The following is a 15,351-nucleotide window of genomic DNA, read 5'->3' as shown; positions in this document are numbered from 1 at the left end:
GTCACGGCGCCATCCCGAACGTGTCGGTGTACAGGTAGGGATTGACCGCGGTGCAGAACCCGGCGGTGCACACTGTCGTCAACGCCCAGCCGATCATCAAGCCGAGCCCGAAGCCTTTCCACACGGGCTTACGCAATCGGATCAGCGCCCACCCGCCGCCGAACGCCGCCCCGGCACTCACCAGGGCGGCGAGGCCGAACAGCACGCGGGCGGCGGTGGCGTCGGCGGTCGAGGCGGCCAGCATCAGCACGACGAAGCCCGCCATGGCGTTGACACCGATGAACGACAGCGCACCGGCGGCCGCCATCGCGGCGACCTGGCCACCCTGTCCCGGCGGATTCGCCCCGGGCGGTGGCGGTGGTGGTGCGGGCGGATAGTTCATACCGCGACCTTTCGTCGGAGAACGCCCTCGTAGTACCCGCGCCGACAGCCGATGCTCAGACGCACCGCGACCAGGACGAGACCAGGGAGCAGAAACCATTGCGGGCGAGTCAGATCCAGCCACACCGTATCGTTGGCGCGGGTGAACTCGACGAGGAACCGGAAGACGGCATACGCGCCCACATAGAGCGTGAACAGCTCACCGGGCGTGGTGATGCGGTCACGTAGCCACCACAGCGTCACGAACGCGGTGAGCTGGAACAGGATTTCGTAGACGAAGCTCGGATGCATCGCCACGCCGGCCGCGCAGCCGGGACATTGCGGCACGGTGCCCGGAGCGTGGATGCCCCACGGCAATCGGGTCGGGCGACCGGGTGCCTCGGTGAGCAGGCAGCCCACACGCCCGACAGCCATCCCGAGCGCCACAGCGGGGGCGAACAGGTCTCCGGTGCGTTCGCGGTAGCCGATGATCCGTTTGGCGACGAGCACACCCACATAGGCGCCGAGCAGGCCACCGAGCACACTGCGCGCACCGAAGAGCCAGCTCTCGAGCGGATCGAGCGTTTCGGCCAGACTCGACAACCGCATGCCGATCGCCCCACCGACGAGCGCACCGGTCACCGCCACCAGTGATTCCTCGCGCAGCGCGTCACGGCGTCGGCATTCGGCGACGAAAACCACGGCCGCGACAGCGACGCCGAGCGCGACGAAGAACCCGTGCGTCGGGATCCCCCAGTACAGCTCTGGCACCATGGCGAAAGGTTAGCCGTCCGGTAGCGCAGCGTGGATGAGTGAAACTACGCGCGTCTAATCGGACCCGGATCTGGGTACTCCCCCGGCATCGGTGAATGAGGATGCCGCAGTGAGTGTTTCGATTAGAATCATTCCAGGGTGAGTTCCTCGGTCACCCCGTGCCGGTTGTCGGTACAAGCGTGAATCATCTCGGTAGTTCCACCATTTCCCGGAATTCCATCGGATACGCAGTCATGCAGGGGGTCATCATGTCTACCGCTGTCGATTTCGCGGCGCGGCTCATCAACCCGGCGGCCATCGCCGAAGCAGGTCATTCGGCTGTGCTCGCCTACGTGTCGCCGAGCAGACCCGGTGCGAATTTCGGGGCCAAACCGATCACCGCCGACTACGCCCGGGCCCTCGCGGCGGCGGGACTCGACATCGTGTCGATCTGGCAGTACGGCAAACCGGGTGACCCGACCCCCTCGGACTGGACCACCGGGTTCGACGGTGGCAGGCGCATGGCCGAACAGGCCCTTGCCACCCATCTGAGTCTCGGTGCACCACGCGAGGCACCGATCTTCTTCGCCGTCGACGAGGACATCTCGCTGGCGCAGTGGAACAACACCGCCGTCGAATTCTTCCGCGGGGTCAACGCGGTGCTCGGCGTGGCGTGGACCGGAATCTACGGGCACTCGCGGGTGTGCGCGTGGGCCGTCGAGGACGGGGTGATCGGCACCCGCGGCGAATTCAGCTGGGCCTGGCAGACGCGGGCGTGGTCGGGAACCGAACGCGAACCACGCGCGGTGCTGTACCAGCGGGTGATCGACACCCCGAGCAATCCCGGGCCGCTCATCGACGGCACCCACGTCGACGTCAACGACATTCTCGCCCCCGATTTCGGCCAGTGGAGTAAGGACCGTTCCGTGACGATTCCGCAGTTCACCGAGCTCGACCGCCTCGGCCCGTCGCACTCACCGCGCGACGGCGCACGCATCACCAACTTCCTGTTGCACACCCAGGAAGGCAACGGCACCGCCGAATCCCTTGCCGCCTATCTCAACAACCCGTCCAACGGGGTGTCGTACCACTACACGCTGCGCGACGGTGTGGTGGCGCGGGTGGTGCCCGAGGAGCTGGCCGCGTGGTCGGTGTTGTCGGCCAATCCGTTCACGGTGAATCTGTGTTTCGCGGGGAGCCGCGTCGCCTGGTCGCGCGAGCAGTGGCTGGCCATCGACGGTGACCTGCGGATCGCGGCCTACCTCGCCGTTCACAGCGCCCACCGCCACGGGTACTCCACTCAGGTGATCGCGCCGCCGTATCACGTGGCCGAGGGCATCAGCGACCACAACTATGTGACGAGGGCCCTCGGCATCGGCTCGCACACCGATGTGGGGCCGAACTTTCCGTGGGACGTCTTCGCCTCGCACGTGGCGGGTTTCGCGGGGGCGCGCCCCAATGCCATCGATGATCGAGCGGCGGCCTCGCCGTGGCTGGGTGCCCGGCGCACGGACGGCGAGATCGCCACACCGGACGGGCTCGGCCGCTTCGCGGAGTTCGAACACGGCTACGTGTACTGGCACCCGTCCACCGGCGCCTTCGCCATCCCGACCGCGATCATGACCAGATACGCCGAATCAGGCTGGGAGGCCGGGGTGCTCGGTTACCCGATCGCCGAACACGCTCAGTTGCCCGATCCGCGTGGCACGGGACCCGCTGTGGCACAGGCATTTCAGGGCGGCGCGATCTACCGGCGCGCCGGGCAGCCCGCCTACCGGGTGCACGGCGCGATCGGTGAACGCTGGCGGGCATCGGGTTTCGAGAACGGTGAACTCGGCTGGCCGGCGTCCGACGAGGTCACCCACGACGACGGCCGGTATCAGGAGTTCGAGTTCGGGCGCATCTATTGGGCGCCGCAGCAGATCATCGCGCTGCGGCACTCGGGGGATCCGGACACGCCGCTGGACCGGCCCGCGTAGCGCGGGCCGAGGTGTCGGCGGGGTCAGGCCAGAAGTAGCGCGAGGGTGGTGGCCGCGGCGCCGAGCAGTAGGGCCGCGACCACCACGATCGCGATGATTCTGGTGCGGGACGACGGTCCGGTGTAGGTGTCGTCGTCGTTCAACATGTCGGCGAGGTCGACGGCCGCGAATTCGCGGGTCGTCTCCAAGGGTCCGGGCTGCTCGGTCATGTGCGCTGACGCTAGTCGAGTGTGCTGATCGCCGCTGCCGATACCCCGGCCGTATCCGTGGACCGGGTGGCGGCGAGGAGTTCGTCGAGTTGGCGTTCGGCGCGTTCGGCGCGGGCCAGGGTTTGCGCGCGGGCGGCGTCGAGGGCGGCGAGGCGTTCGGCGGTTTCGGCTCTGACCCGCTCGAGTGCCGCTTCGGATTCGACGCGGCGGGCCTCGGCCTCGGTGGCGGTGGTGCGTCGCAGCTCCGCCAATTCGCTTCGGGTGCGGTCGAGTTCGGTACGGGTCGTCTCCAATTCCGCGCGGGCTCGACGCCACTCCTCACGGGCCTCGTTGGCGGCTTCGACCCGTTCGGCGGCGGCGAGTTCGGCCCGCTGGGTCGCCCGGTCGGCATCGGCGGCCCGCTGCACGGCGAGATCGCGTTCGGCATGGGCGGCGTTGATCCGGGCTTCGGCGTCGCGGCGCACCTGAGTGATCTCGGTGTCGGCGCGTTGCTCGGCGCGCGCCACCTCCTCGGCAGCTTCTTCGCGGATGCGTTCGATTCTTTCGGCAGCCTCGCGTTCGGCCTGACGCACCTGTGCTTCGGCGGCGCTGCGGGCGGCGAACACGTCGTCGGCGGCCTGCTTGGTGAGACGCTCCAGCTCGGCCAGCGCTTCGTCGCGAGCGGTCTGCGCGGCGGTGATGAGCTGCTCGGCTTGCTCGGCCACACTTGCCGCGTCCTCGGCGGCCGATTCCGCGGACGCCCGCGCTTCCTCCGCCTCCCGCCGCGCCTGTTCGGCGGCAACCACTTTCACGTCCGCCTCGGCAATCCGCTGCGCGGCATCCGCCTGCACTGCCTGGACCTGCGCCTCGGCGACCGACGGATCGCCGATCGTCGCCAGTTCCGCAACCGCGGCGTTCAGCGTGGTTCCCAGTTGCTCGGTCAACCCACGGAACTGTCCGAGCAACTCGTCGGCCCGCAACCGCGCGACGGTCACCGGCCCCTGCACAGCCGTCACAGTGACGGTTTCTCCCCCACCCATCGACTCTTGTTGCTGTCGTTGCCTTTCCCGCCACGCACGCCACCGGGTGTGGTCGGGGTGGTCGCAGTATTCCGACGGTCGGCCGGGGCCACCGTTGCGGGTGATGGGACGGGCACATCCTGGGTAGTTGCAGACGCTCGACACGAGAGAATCGTAGCGTTTGTTTCGTTGTTTAGTTACGTATTGCACGAAACGGAAACCGTGTCGTCCCGGGAAGACTCCGTTCTCCTGGCCGCCGTTCTGACCACCGATAAGTGAACATTATCGGCGGTCAGGAATCCGGTCCGCCCCTCGCGAGCTCGACTTTATTCCGTTTACGTTTGGTAGCAGTTGACGATACGTAACTGCGACGAAAGCGGCCGAAAACTGTGCGCGGTTGTACGGAGGTACCAATCGCGGCCATGTGCGGCGATTTTGGCGGCTCGGCATTTGAAGTGGCACACCGGTGGCGAGTTTCCGCCGACTGCCGGCAGCCTCGCGGATCGGCCGACGAGATTGTGGTTGCGCCTGCGGGCCACCACGGTGTAAGGTCCTGAACATGTTCAGTGAACATGTTCAGTCGCGGTCGGCGCAACAAGCAGCGACGCGTCAGAAGGTCTTGGCGGCAGCCGAACGGCTGTTCCGCGCCCAGGGCTTCAAGGCAACCACCATCCGACAGATCGCCGCCGAGGCGAACGTCAGTACCGGGACCGTTATGGCGGCCGGCGAAAAGGACGCGCTGCTCGTCTCGATCTTCGAGAACTGGATCACCTCGGTGCACACCAGCAGGCACACCGAACCCGCCCCGTCACCGACGACCGCGACCACCGAGGACGTGCTGAGGCTCTTCGAGCCCTTCGTCGGATACTTCGCGCTCGATTCCGAGCTCTCACGCGAGTATCTGGCGATCCTCGTCCGTGGAACCCACGAGTCGGTGATCTTCCGGGACCTCGCGCTGGCTCTGCTGGGTGAACTCGAAACCGTGCTCGCTCGGTCGGCGCTGCCCAGCAGCCAGGTCGGTCAGGGCGCCCGGACCATCTACCTCGCCTACCTCGGCTTGCTGATGACCGCTGCCAGCGGTGCCATCGCGATGCAAGAGGCGGCCGAGCAACTACGACAGACCATCGAATTCGTCATCACACACCCGCAAGGAAACCGATGATCCACGCTCCCCAACCATGGTGGCTACCAGCACTACTCGCGCTTTCCCTGTTCTCGGACGCGCTCATGTCCGTGCGTCCACCGATGTTCATCCAGCGATGCCTCGACGGCGTCCGCTTTCCCCGCGACTGGTGGTGGACGCTGATCACCATCAAGCTCGCGGCCACAGCCGGGCTCCTTGTCGGATTGAAGTATCCCGGTGCCGGGTTCGCCACCGCGGTCGCCGTGGTCGGCTATTTCGTGTGCGCCGCAATCGCCCACTACCGGGCCAGGTTCCTCGGATCGGAGTTCTGGATCAACTGCCTCGGCATGCTGGCCCTGTCGGTGGCGGCGGCGATCACATACGTGGTGTGAGGTGAAATCGAGGAATGAACAACCCCACCCGTTACGGCGCCATCGCATTCTCCGAGGCCAGCGCGCAACGCCAAAGCGCTACCGGCAGTATCAATTGGTACCGCGACCAGATGGCCGTCGGTGACAACACGGGCGAGCCCGAGGAATTGGACGGGCCGACGGCTGCGCTGATCCGGTCCACCGACTCGCTGTTCATCGCGACCGTCACGCCGTCGGGCTGGCCTTACCTGCAGCACCGGGGTGGCCCGCCCGGTTTCGTGAAGGTTCTCGATTCGTGGACGATCGCCTTGGGCGACTACTCCGGTAATCAGCAGTTCGTCACCCTCGGCAATCTCGATCACGACGACCGGGTGGCGCTGTTCTTCATCGACTACCCGACCCGCACCCGGGTGAAGGTGTTCGGTCGTGCCGAGATCATCGAGCGTGCCGACGATCCCGGGTTCATCGAACAGATGCTCACCACCGACGAGGGTGTCATCCGCACACGCTGTGACCGGGCGTTCCGGATCCGCGTCGAAGCCCTCGACCGCAACTGCATCAAGAACATCCCGGTGAAATACAGCAGTGAACGCATGGCCGAATCACTTCGCCTCGCCCGCGCACCACTGACCGAGGAGATCGAGCAGCTACGTCGGCGAAACCAGGAACTCGAGGACGAGATCGCACGCCTGCGCGAGCAATAACAGGGTCCAGAACAGAAGCCGCACCGCCACCTTCGTCCGCGCGCCGGTGTCACCGCAGCGGGCGTGTAACGCCTGTGAGCGTTCGCCGCTACAGCTTGGCGTTTCGCCCCTTCCACAGGGAATAGAGCGCCATTGTTGCCGAGGCCACCGGCACCAATGCCGTGGCCCCGGCGACCAGGTAGATCACCGAGAAGCCGATCATGATCGACATCAGCGCACCAAGGTCCAACATATGCGCTCCGTTTCCGAATCGGTTGCGGCGCTGCCGGATCGAGGATGCTGGGGACCTTCCCGGCCGGTTCGAACTCATGATCGACACAATGCCACCAGCTCTTCGATATGACCACCAAATTGAACGAGATTGAACACCACTGCAGAACCGGTTAGCCTGTGCATCAGCCTCCATCCGGGGGCAGCGCGAAGCGAGGAGCGGCAGTGGCCCGAACACCCCATCCAGCTCTCCAGCAGTTCAGCAGAGAGGTGAAGGAACGGTGGATCGAGGCGGGCAGTCCGGCCTATGCGCGGATCGCCAAGCTCACAGCCGAAGACGGAACCGCCATCTCCCAAGGCAGCATCAGTAACCTTCTGAGCGGCAAGAGCCGGCCGCGATGGGACACCGTCAGAGTTTTCGTACGCGCACTATCGCGATACGAGAACCCGCACTGCAATCCAGCTCTGCTCATGGCGGTGGTCCAGCGGTGGCGTACGCGGTGGGCGCAGTTGCAGAACGAACTGGCCAGCACTGTCGATCACCAACCCACCCACCCGACCCCGCCCACACGTCCCACCGACGAGCGGGCGCGCGATGGGAATTCGGTGATCGACCGAACTGACTCCGCTGATGCGGTCAGTGTCGAAGCGGCTCTGCGGCAGAAAATCTTCCGCCGTCTAAGAGAAACTGTTGACCAGCGGGGCGCTCTGAATCGGGCCGACTTGATAAATTTCACCATCGACGGCACTTCGCTCCCCCTCGTCGACCGCAATCGTGGAATCCGCAATCCACGCGGAATGCTCGCCACCCTGTCGGTGATGTCCCGCGGGGGCCGAGACTCCAGCGACGAGGAGTATGGCGACTCGGGGTTCGGTTACGCCTATCGGTCCGGAACGATCCACGGCGACAACCAGAAGCTGCGCAAGGCACTGGAACTGAAACTTCCGTTGATCCTGTTCCGGATGATCGGCCACGGGGCCTACGTGCCGATCTTTCCCGTCTATGTCGTCGCCGACGACATAGAACGTCGTCGATTCATGCTCGCCATCGACAACGACCTGCCGGATCAGATCGGTGCGCGGCTCCCCGACCGTGCCGAGTACACCCGAAATCGCGTTCACTCGGCCGAGTTCCGCGCGCGGTTGCTCCACGCGTACGGCATCCGTTGTGCCGTATGCGGTCTCGGTGTCGCACAACTGCTCGATGCCGTCCACATCGTCGGTGACGCACAGTCCGTTGACGACGGATCCGGTAGGAACCGCACCACATCGAGCCTCGAGAACGGACTGCTTCTCTGCAGCAACCACCACCGCGCTTTCGCTGCGAAACTCTTCGGAATCACTCCGGACTACACGATCCGCGTCGCCGATCGGCTGATGGCAGAAGGCGACGACGGGGCGCTGGGAGAACTTCGCGGTTTGAACGGACGCTCGTTGCTTCTACCGGACAATCGCGAAAGTCGGCCTTCCCCCGATCTGCTCGCCGTGGCGTTTGCGGCCTTTATCCGTGACGGCGCGGGCTAGTTCGAGATCGGTGGCATCCTCGCTGCCCTTGGGGTAGGAGTGGAGGTGAACAGAGGGGGAAGCCGTGGGGGAACGGATCAGTTCGTCGGAGGCACGTTCGCGGGTAGGCACGCGCCGGGTGCGATCGAGCCGGGAGTGGTTGGACCACTTCCACAGCAATGCCGCCAGGCAGCGGACGATTCCGTGGCAGGAGAACGGTATCGGTGCCGATGCTGCCGAGCTCGCGCCGATTCGCCGCTCATTACAGGGCTGGCAGCTCGGCGAGACTTCCGACGGCCGGCATCTGGCCGCGGCGGCCGATCGATTCGCCACCGAGACCGACGACCCTGCCTACCGTGAGGTCATCGCGCTGTTCATCCGTGAAGAGCAACGCCACGGCGCTCTGCTCGGGCGCATCCTCGACGACGCGGGAATCCCTCGCCGACAGGCCGACTGGGGCGACAGCCTGTTTCGTCGCCTGCGGTACAGCATCACGAATATCGAGGTGTGGACGACACCGGTCGTCATGGTCGAAACCCTCGCGATGATCTACTACAGCGCGATCCGGCGGGCTACCACGTCACCGGTTATCCGCGCGGTGTGCGCCCAGATCCTGGCCGACGAGGTGCCCCACGTCCAACTGCAATGCGAACGCCTGGCTATTTTGCTGGTCGAGCGCTCACGCACCCGGTTCCACCTCACCATGATCGGCCACCGCATCCTGTTCGCCGTCGTCATGGCGCTGGTGTGGGCCGGTCATCACCGCGCGCTGCGGGCCGGTGGATTCACCTGGAACTACTACCGCAAGGCGGCCTACGCCAAAATGAACCGCGCCTGGCATCGCATGGATCCCGAGCACTACGCATGGCCTGCGGAGACTCGGCCGTGAACCCGTCACCGATGAGTACGCGGCTCCCGTGTCGTCAATACCGACATGACGACACACAAGCTCGAACTCCCCGACGCAACACTCACCTACGACGTCCAGGGTCCACTGCCCACCGCTGATGGGCGGCCGCCGCTGCTGATGACCGGTCTCCCGATGGCCGCCGACGGTTTCACCGCGCTCGCCGCGCACTTCCCCGATCGCACGGTCGTCACCTACGACCCGCGCGGGCTGGGGCGCAGTGTGCGGTCCGACGGTGAGGTCGACAATGTGCCGACCGTGCATGCCGAGGACGTGCACGCCGTGATCGAGGCGCTCGGTGCCGGGCCGGTCGAGCTCTTCGCCAGCAGTGGCGGCGCGATCGTCGCGTTGGCGCTGGTGACCGCGCATCCCGAGGACGTGACCACTTTGATTGCGCACGAACCGCCGCTGCTGACCGTGCTGCCCGATGCCGCGGCTGCCGGGCGTGCGGCCGACGGGTATCGCGCTGCCTACGGGGCGAAAGGGTTCGGTGCGGGCATGGCGACCTTCATCGCGATGACCTCCTGGGAGGGCGAATTCACCGACGACTATTTCGCCGCGCCGGACGCCGATCCCGCGATGTTCGGCCTGCCGGTCGAGGACGACGGTGCCCGCGACCACCCGCTGTTGTCGGAGCGTTCCCGGCCGACCCTCGCCTACCGCGCCGATATCGCCGCGCTCACCGCGGCACCGACCCGCATCGTCATCGGCTACGGCGAGGAATCGTCGGGCACGGTCACCGAACGCACCTCGTCGGCGCTGGCCGACCAGCTCGGTGTGCAGCCGGTTGTCTTCCCCAGTCATCACGGCGGTTTCACCGGCCCCGAGTCCGGTTATCCGGGCCAGCCGGAGGCTTTCGCCCGAATTCTCCGGGAAGTCATCGACCCGCTCGGCTGAGCGGCGACGTGACTCACCGCAGCGGGCCGATACCCAACGACCCCTTCGACCAGGTCGCCGACTGTTCCTCCACCGCCTCCACATAACCTTCGGGGTCCTTGTCGACGGGGCGCACGCCCGCATAGTGGCGCGCCTCGTACGCGGCGAATTCGACGGCGAGCCGGTGACGTTCGCCGAGGCCGGCGAGGCGGCGGAAATCGGTGAGTCCCTCGCGTTCCTCCTCGGCCATGTGGTCGCCGTTCGCGGTGTTCGCCGCAGCGACAGCGGCGAACCACTCGGGTGATCCGACCTTGTGACGTGCCACCTCCCCCACCGCATCGCGGATGTCGTTGTGGTCACCGATCGCGTCGAGCGTCTCGTCCTCCACCCGGCGGGTACGGCGTGCGGAAATTCCGACCCGCAGCAGTTCCGGGTAGAAGATCTCCTCCTCGGCTTGGGCATGTAGTTCGAGAAAGGCCGCGAGCCGTTCCCAGATCGCCGCGAGAACATCGACCTCCTTGGGGTCGATCTGCTCGAGAATCGCGAACAACCGTCGTTGCTCACGATGGTCGTCGAGGATCAATTCGGTGATATCCACGCATTCCTCCTGGCTCGAATCAGGCAGTCATCGCAGGTCACTGGGCAATCGAACGCGGAGGCGGTCAAGGACCGCCGCTGTCGCCAACAATAGCCAGGTTGTCTGCGTTCGGTGTCGGATAGCGTGGCAGCGACCGTCCGGCGCGGACGTGCGCGATTTCTGGAGAGCTGTGCTGTGGTGTCCTTTTCCTTGCTCGTGGTCGCGGGTATCGAATTGCTGTGCGTCGGACTGCTGTGGATGCGGGCTGCGCGACGAATGCGCGTGCTCGTACTCGGCGTGGTCGGTGTCGGAATCGCTTATGATTCGGCCGTTTTCGGGATCGGTGTGCTGGTCGGTGAAGGAGCGGTGCTGCACGGGCTGAGTGTCGGCCGGTTCATCGGTCACGCGCTGCTCACACCGCTGCTGGTGTTGTGGGCCGTCGTCCGGGTGGGTGCCGGGGGCTGGTGGCGACGTGCCGCGTTTGTCCTCACCGGAGTACTGGTGGTGTGGGGTGTTTTCGGTGAGTTGGCTCATGTGCGGCTCGTGCCACGGACATTCGCCGACACCCTGCGCTACGGCTCGGAACAACCGGCGATACCGATCCCCGCGCTCGTGGTCTCCGCCGTGCTGTTCGCCGCGACGGTGTCGTTGTGGCGCGACGAGCGGTTGCGTTTCCCCCTGATCGGCATCGTCTTGCTGGTCGTGGCTTCCGGCGCGGCCGCGGCATGTCCCCCGCTGGGGAACGTCGGCGAGGCGATCATGATCGCGGCACTGACCGGAACCGAGTTGGTGCTGGTCGGCAGGGCAGTCGCCGACAGTCGGGCCATCGGCGGTTCCGCGCCGATTCAGGCTGGGCGGTGACGTGCTCTACACCTACCGGGTCAGCAAATACGACCCCGACGATAGAGACGAGCACGGCCGCTATCTCGGCGCCTAGGACACGGACAGCGACCACGGTGCGGTCGAATCCGCCTATCTCCGGGCAGTAGCCGCCTTCGCCGACGACACCGAGTCCGACGAGCTCGCAGCCCAGGTCGCCCGAGTACGGGCGGCGACTGCTTCTCGCACGCCGACGTGGTGAGCCCGCCGGTTGTGTCGGCTTGCGGCGCCTCGATACCCGCACGATGGAGCTCACGCGGATGTTCGTGCGCCCGGATGCGCGCGGAGAGGGCGGTGCCGTGGTGCTGCTCGACGTTGCCGAGGACACTGCTCGCCGTCTCGGCGCGCACAGGATTCGGCTCAATACGCGTGAAGATCTGGTCGAGGCCCGCAGGCTGTATGCCGCGCGCGGATACGCCGAAATTGCGGCTTATGGCGACGATCCGCTGGCGGACCACTGGTTCGAGAAGCGAATCCGAATAGATCCGCCAGGGCTGACGAACACCGGCATTGTGCTTGTCTGAGAGCGAACCGGGACGGTGGCGGCCTCTTTGCACTGGATGCATCGATACGCGCAGTGCAGGCCGCCACCGGGGTCAGCGAATGGACTGATCCTCCAAGGAGGTCGGCAGGGTGACGTCGAGGATCGACTCCTGCTTCGCCTCGCCCAGGGTTTTCACCACGGATGGCACAGGACTGACGAACACCTGCGGGTAGTCGATCTCGCCGAGCGTCGGATCGACGGGCCAGGCCAGTCGTTCCTCGGTGAGGGAGAACTCGGCGGTGATGCCCTCCTTGTTGCCCCGGGGGTCCTGACGGTGCCAACCACCCTCGAGGTAGACGGCGACCAGGCCGTGGAGAACGTGGCCGTCGTCGTCCGCGAGCTTTTGGTAGCACAGCCCGGTGGGGATGCCCGCGCTGCGCAGGATGGCGGTGAGGAGGTGGGACTTCGCGTAGCAGAGGCCGACTCGCTCGCGGGCGACCTCCCCGGCGGTCAGGGTCACCCGGGGGTCCTGGACGTCGTAGGAGTGGTCGACTTCGTCGCGGACCCAGTCGAAGGCCGCGCGGGCGAAGTCGACGTCTTCGGGGGCGTTTCGCCGCAGGTCGCGCACGATGGCAGTCACCGCGTCGTCGTCGAGTTGGATGATGGAGTCACCGTCGAGGTAGGCCTGCGGGTTCTGCGCCTCAGGAACCCAGGTTTGTTGTGTCACAGCGGAAATCTACTGCCCGCCGTTGTCTGTCGGCACCCCCATTTCGCGGCGGCGGGGATGGCGGTCGAGGTCGAGCGGGGTGGTCAGCGACGCCGCAGGGTGGCGTCGAGGATCGACGGTGGCGTGTCGTACTTCTCCTCGGCCGCGAGATCGACTCCCGGAGACACGATTTCGTCGATCTCGTCGAGGACCTCGGCCGGCAGGACGGTATCGGCGGCAGCGAGCTGCGAATGCAGATGCTCCATGGTTCGCGGGCCGATGATCGCGCTGGTCACCGCCCGGTGGGCGGTGACGAATCCGAGCGCCAGTTGAATCATGGTCAACCCGGCCCGGTCGGCGACCTTCGCCAGCTGCTCGACAGCCTCGAGTTTGGCCCGGTTGGCGGGCACATCGAGATCGAAACGATGGGGCATGAATCCGGAACGGTTGGTGGTTATCTCGCGGCCGGCGCGGATGGCGCCCGACAACCAACCCGAGGCCAGCGGGCTCCAGGCGAGCACACCGAGGCCGTATTCCTCGGTCACCGGAAGCACATGGGATTCGATACCGCGTTGCAGGATCGAATAGCAGGGTTGTTCGGTGACGTAGCGGCTGAGGTGATGCTCGCGGGCAGACCATTGCGCCTGCACGATGCGGTAGGCGGGGAAGGTCGAGGAGCCGAAATAGCGGATCTTCCCGGCCCGCTGCAGGTCGGTGAGTGCCGAGAGCGTCTCCTCGTCACTGGTGTTCGGATCCCACCGGTGAATCTGATAGAGGTCCACGTGATCGACGTCGAGGCGGCGCAGGCTGTCTTCCAGCGCGGTCACCAGCCAGCGGCGTGAGCTTCCCCGCCGGTTGGGGTCCCCGCCCATCGGCAGGTAGGCCTTGGTCGCGATGACCAGGTCGTCGCGGCGACCGGCGATGGCCTTACCGACCATTTCCTCGGATCGGCCGTCGCTGTAGGCGTCGGCGGTGTCGATCAGGTTGATTCCGGCCTCGATCGCGGCACCGATGATCGCGGTGGCCTCGTCCTGGCCGGTGTTGCCGATCCGGCCGAAGTTCATTGCGCCGAGCGCCAGGGTGCTGACCTGCACGCCGGTGCGGCCCAAGGTGCGGTACTGCATGGGTTTTCCTCTCCCGGAGGTATCCTGCACGAAGCGGAACATTGTTCCGATAATCAACATACGGAACAGTGTTCCGTTTTTCAAGCGATCCGATGGAGGGAACGCCAAGTGGCAGGCAAGGACACCGGAACGGCGAAGACTCCGCGCAAGCGCGCCGATGCCGAGCGAAACGAACGAACCCTGCTCGACGCGGCCGCCGCGACCTTCGTCGCCTCCGGAGTCGACGCCCCGGTGCGCGAGATCGCCGCCGCGGCCGGTGTCGGGGTCGGCACGATCTATCGGCACTTCCCGACCCGAGCCGACCTCATCGTCGCGGTCTATCGACATCAGGTCGAGGCCTGCGCACAGGCCGCACCGCAGCTCCTGGCGAGCACCGAGCCCTATGACGCGTTGACCAGGTGGATCGACCTGTTCACCGACTTCCTCGTCACCAAGCACGGTCTCGCCGCGGCATTGCAGTCCGACGACCCGACCTTCCAGGCCCTGCACGCCAATTTCCTCGACCGGCTCCTCCCCGCGTGCGGCGAGTTGCTCGATGCCGCCGCGGCGGCCGGTGAGATCCGCACCGACATCGACCCCTACCTGTTGCTGCGCGGCATCGGCAATGTGTGCATCGGCGCGGAAAGCGACCGGCGCTATGACGCGCGGCGCGTCGTCGAGTTCATTGTCGCCGGATTACGCCAGCGCAACTGAACCCGTTGCCCCGGGCAGCCCCGAGACATGACAAAGCCCGTGTGGGCCGCCGGATTCGGCGCCCCATACGGGCTTCGAGCAACTAGCGCGACAACGCGACTCGGTGCGCCTCACCCATCAGGGTGGCCAGCTCGGCACTCTCGGCCTCGGTGAGGACCGCGAAGAACGGAGAAACCAGTTCGTCGGTGAGCTTCTCGGCCGCCGCCCAGCGCTGCCGCATGTCGTCGGTGATCGGCTCGAAGGGTTCGGTCCAGCCGAGCCGCTGCGCATGAGTGGGGCCGTCGGCGATCGGGGAACCGGCGATCAGGACGGCCTGCAGCGGGGTGAGGCCCTGGGCGAGGACGGCGACCAGGTGCAGGCCGCCCCGCAGTTCACGCAGGACGTGGGTGAGCTGCAGGACCGCCGCGCGACCGTCGTCGGGCAGTGGCATGGCCCGCCAGCCCGCGAACAGGGGAACGGCGGTGGGCTCGGCCGCATCGGCGACCTTGCCGAGCAGTTCGGCGAGACGTTCGGATCGGTCGAAGCCGGCGAGTCTGCGGCGGCCGAATTCGTGACAGGCGGCGAGATAGCCGGCGGCCGCTTCGGCAGCGGGCAGGGGAACGGATTTCCATGCGGCACGGATACATTCGGGTTCGAAGAAGCCGAACGCGCCGATCACGACATCGGCGTCGACCTCCCCGAGCACCCCGCCGCGGCCGCGCGTGTAGGGGCCGTGGAACCCGGGCACCCCGACATCGGTCCCGAACTGGCGCGCCTCGCGCGACATCATGAACGCCCCACCGAGTTCGAGGACCTGCTGCTTGACTGCCGACATGATCTGACACCTTCCGCTGTTTCTGCTATCGCAGCAGACTTTAGTCTGCAATAGTCAGCGAGGGAAGGGATTTCGGGCGAT

Annotated in this window: 19 protein-coding genes and 1 pseudogene; 11 read left to right on the top strand and 9 right to left on the bottom strand. The window is 66.3% G+C overall.

Going from position 1 to position 15,351, the window contains the following annotated elements:
- Position 1: 1 nt before the first annotated feature.
- Positions 2-382: a hypothetical protein gene (locus LDL21_RS10740; RefSeq protein WP_181697219.1), complete on the bottom strand. Its 381-nt coding sequence runs from the start codon at positions 380-382 to the stop codon at positions 2-4.
- Positions 379-1,134, bottom strand: coding sequence for a prolipoprotein diacylglyceryl transferase (locus LDL21_RS10735; RefSeq protein ID WP_225279862.1), 756 nt, complete (start codon positions 1,132-1,134; stop codon positions 379-381). Before LDL21_RS10735 ends, LDL21_RS10740 begins: the two co-directional genes overlap by 4 nt.
- 233 nt (positions 1,135-1,367) lie before the next feature.
- Between LDL21_RS10735 and LDL21_RS30155 the strand changes: the two are divergent.
- Positions 1,368-2,036 (top strand): annotated as a pseudogene (locus LDL21_RS30155) (DUF1906 domain-containing protein); the annotation flags it as partial.
- Positions 2,037-2,039: 3 nt separating this feature from the next.
- On the top strand, positions 2,040-3,092 hold the full coding sequence (locus LDL21_RS30150) for an N-acetylmuramoyl-L-alanine amidase (RefSeq protein ID WP_372462172.1): 1,053 nt from the start codon (positions 2,040-2,042) through the stop codon (positions 3,090-3,092).
- 23 nt (positions 3,093-3,115) lie between these two features.
- On the opposite strand, the gene LDL21_RS10725 is transcribed toward LDL21_RS30150, so the two are convergent.
- Positions 3,116-3,301, bottom strand: coding sequence for a hypothetical protein (locus LDL21_RS10725; protein ID WP_067489870.1), 186 nt, complete (start codon positions 3,299-3,301; stop codon positions 3,116-3,118).
- An 11-nt stretch (positions 3,302-3,312) separates the two neighbouring features.
- Entirely contained in the window at positions 3,313-4,296 is a 984-nt protein-coding gene (locus tag LDL21_RS10720) for a coiled-coil domain-containing protein (protein ID WP_225279860.1), read from the bottom strand.
- A gap of 562 nt (positions 4,297-4,858) precedes the next feature.
- On the opposite strand from LDL21_RS10720, the gene LDL21_RS10715 reads away from it, so the two are divergent.
- The 3 genes from LDL21_RS10715 to LDL21_RS10705 are packed head-to-tail and all read left to right on the top strand — an operon-like array spanning position 4,859 to position 6,497.
- A complete protein-coding gene (locus tag LDL21_RS10715) occupies positions 4,859-5,461 on the top strand; it encodes a TetR/AcrR family transcriptional regulator (RefSeq protein WP_225279859.1) in 603 nt (200 codons plus the stop codon).
- Positions 5,458-5,814: a DoxX family protein gene (locus LDL21_RS10710; protein ID WP_225279858.1), complete on the top strand. Its 357-nt coding sequence runs from the start codon at positions 5,458-5,460 to the stop codon at positions 5,812-5,814. Before LDL21_RS10715 ends, LDL21_RS10710 begins: the two co-directional genes overlap by 4 nt.
- A gap of 14 nt (positions 5,815-5,828) precedes the next feature.
- On the top strand, positions 5,829-6,497 hold the full coding sequence (locus LDL21_RS10705) for a pyridoxamine 5'-phosphate oxidase family protein (RefSeq protein ID WP_225279857.1): 669 nt from the start codon (positions 5,829-5,831) through the stop codon (positions 6,495-6,497).
- Between the two features lie 88 nt (positions 6,498-6,585).
- On the opposite strand, the gene LDL21_RS10700 is transcribed toward LDL21_RS10705, so the two are convergent.
- On the bottom strand, positions 6,586-6,729 hold the full coding sequence (locus LDL21_RS10700; RefSeq protein ID WP_181697213.1) for a hypothetical protein: 144 nt from the start codon (positions 6,727-6,729) through the stop codon (positions 6,586-6,588).
- Positions 6,730-6,932: 203 nt separating this feature from the next.
- On the opposite strand from LDL21_RS10700, the gene LDL21_RS30030 reads away from it, so the two are divergent.
- The 3 genes from LDL21_RS30030 (at position 6,933) to LDL21_RS10685 (ending at position 10,014) form a co-directional block, all read left to right on the top strand.
- A complete protein-coding gene (locus LDL21_RS30030; protein ID WP_225279856.1) occupies positions 6,933-8,231 on the top strand; it encodes an HNH endonuclease in 1,299 nt (432 codons plus the stop codon).
- Positions 8,232-8,349: 118 nt separating this feature from the next.
- Entirely contained in the window at positions 8,350-9,099 is a 750-nt protein-coding gene (locus LDL21_RS10690) for a ferritin-like domain-containing protein (RefSeq protein ID WP_225279855.1), read from the top strand.
- Positions 9,100-9,144: 45 nt separating this feature from the next.
- The gene (locus LDL21_RS10685) at positions 9,145-10,014 is read left to right on the top strand and encodes an alpha/beta fold hydrolase (protein ID WP_225279854.1); all 870 of its coding nucleotides are present in this window, start codon (positions 9,145-9,147) and stop codon (positions 10,012-10,014) included.
- 13 nt (positions 10,015-10,027) lie between these two features.
- Here LDL21_RS10685 and LDL21_RS10680 read toward each other — a convergent pair whose 3' ends face one another.
- Positions 10,028-10,591: a hemerythrin domain-containing protein gene (locus LDL21_RS10680; protein WP_225279853.1), complete on the bottom strand. Its 564-nt coding sequence runs from the start codon at positions 10,589-10,591 to the stop codon at positions 10,028-10,030.
- Positions 10,592-10,765: 174 nt separating this feature from the next.
- Here LDL21_RS10680 and LDL21_RS10675 point away from each other — a divergent pair, with 174 nt between their 5' ends.
- Together LDL21_RS10675 and LDL21_RS10670 are read left to right on the top strand one after the other, a co-directional pair.
- The gene (locus tag LDL21_RS10675; RefSeq protein ID WP_225279852.1) at positions 10,766-11,431 is read left to right on the top strand and encodes a hypothetical protein; all 666 of its coding nucleotides are present in this window, start codon (positions 10,766-10,768) and stop codon (positions 11,429-11,431) included.
- A gap of 194 nt (positions 11,432-11,625) precedes the next feature.
- Positions 11,626-11,973, top strand: coding sequence for a GNAT family N-acetyltransferase (locus tag LDL21_RS10670; RefSeq protein WP_225280336.1), 348 nt, complete (start codon positions 11,626-11,628; stop codon positions 11,971-11,973).
- A gap of 72 nt (positions 11,974-12,045) precedes the next feature.
- Here LDL21_RS10670 and LDL21_RS10665 read toward each other — a convergent pair whose 3' ends face one another.
- Positions 12,046-12,660, bottom strand: coding sequence for a transglutaminase-like domain-containing protein (locus tag LDL21_RS10665; protein WP_225279851.1), 615 nt, complete (start codon positions 12,658-12,660; stop codon positions 12,046-12,048).
- Between the two features lie 83 nt (positions 12,661-12,743).
- On the bottom strand, positions 12,744-13,763 hold the full coding sequence (locus LDL21_RS10660; RefSeq protein ID WP_225279850.1) for an aldo/keto reductase: 1,020 nt from the start codon (positions 13,761-13,763) through the stop codon (positions 12,744-12,746).
- A gap of 108 nt (positions 13,764-13,871) precedes the next feature.
- Between LDL21_RS10660 and LDL21_RS10655 the strand changes: the two genes are divergently transcribed.
- Positions 13,872-14,456: a TetR/AcrR family transcriptional regulator gene (locus LDL21_RS10655; RefSeq protein ID WP_225279849.1), complete on the top strand. Its 585-nt coding sequence runs from the start codon at positions 13,872-13,874 to the stop codon at positions 14,454-14,456.
- Between the two features lie 82 nt (positions 14,457-14,538).
- Here the strand turns inward: LDL21_RS10655 and LDL21_RS10650 are convergent, their stop codons facing one another.
- A complete protein-coding gene (locus LDL21_RS10650; protein ID WP_225279848.1) occupies positions 14,539-15,270 on the bottom strand; it encodes an SCO6745 family protein in 732 nt (243 codons plus the stop codon).
- Positions 15,271-15,351: the final 81 nt, after the last annotated feature.

Origin of the sequence: Nocardia rosealba (assembly GCF_020216065.1) — a bacterium.
GTDB classification, from domain to species: Bacteria; Actinomycetota; Actinomycetes; order Mycobacteriales; family Mycobacteriaceae; genus Nocardia; species Nocardia rosealba.
Note: the sequence above shows the minus strand (reverse complement) of the source record. Positions and strands in the feature narration are given on the sequence as shown.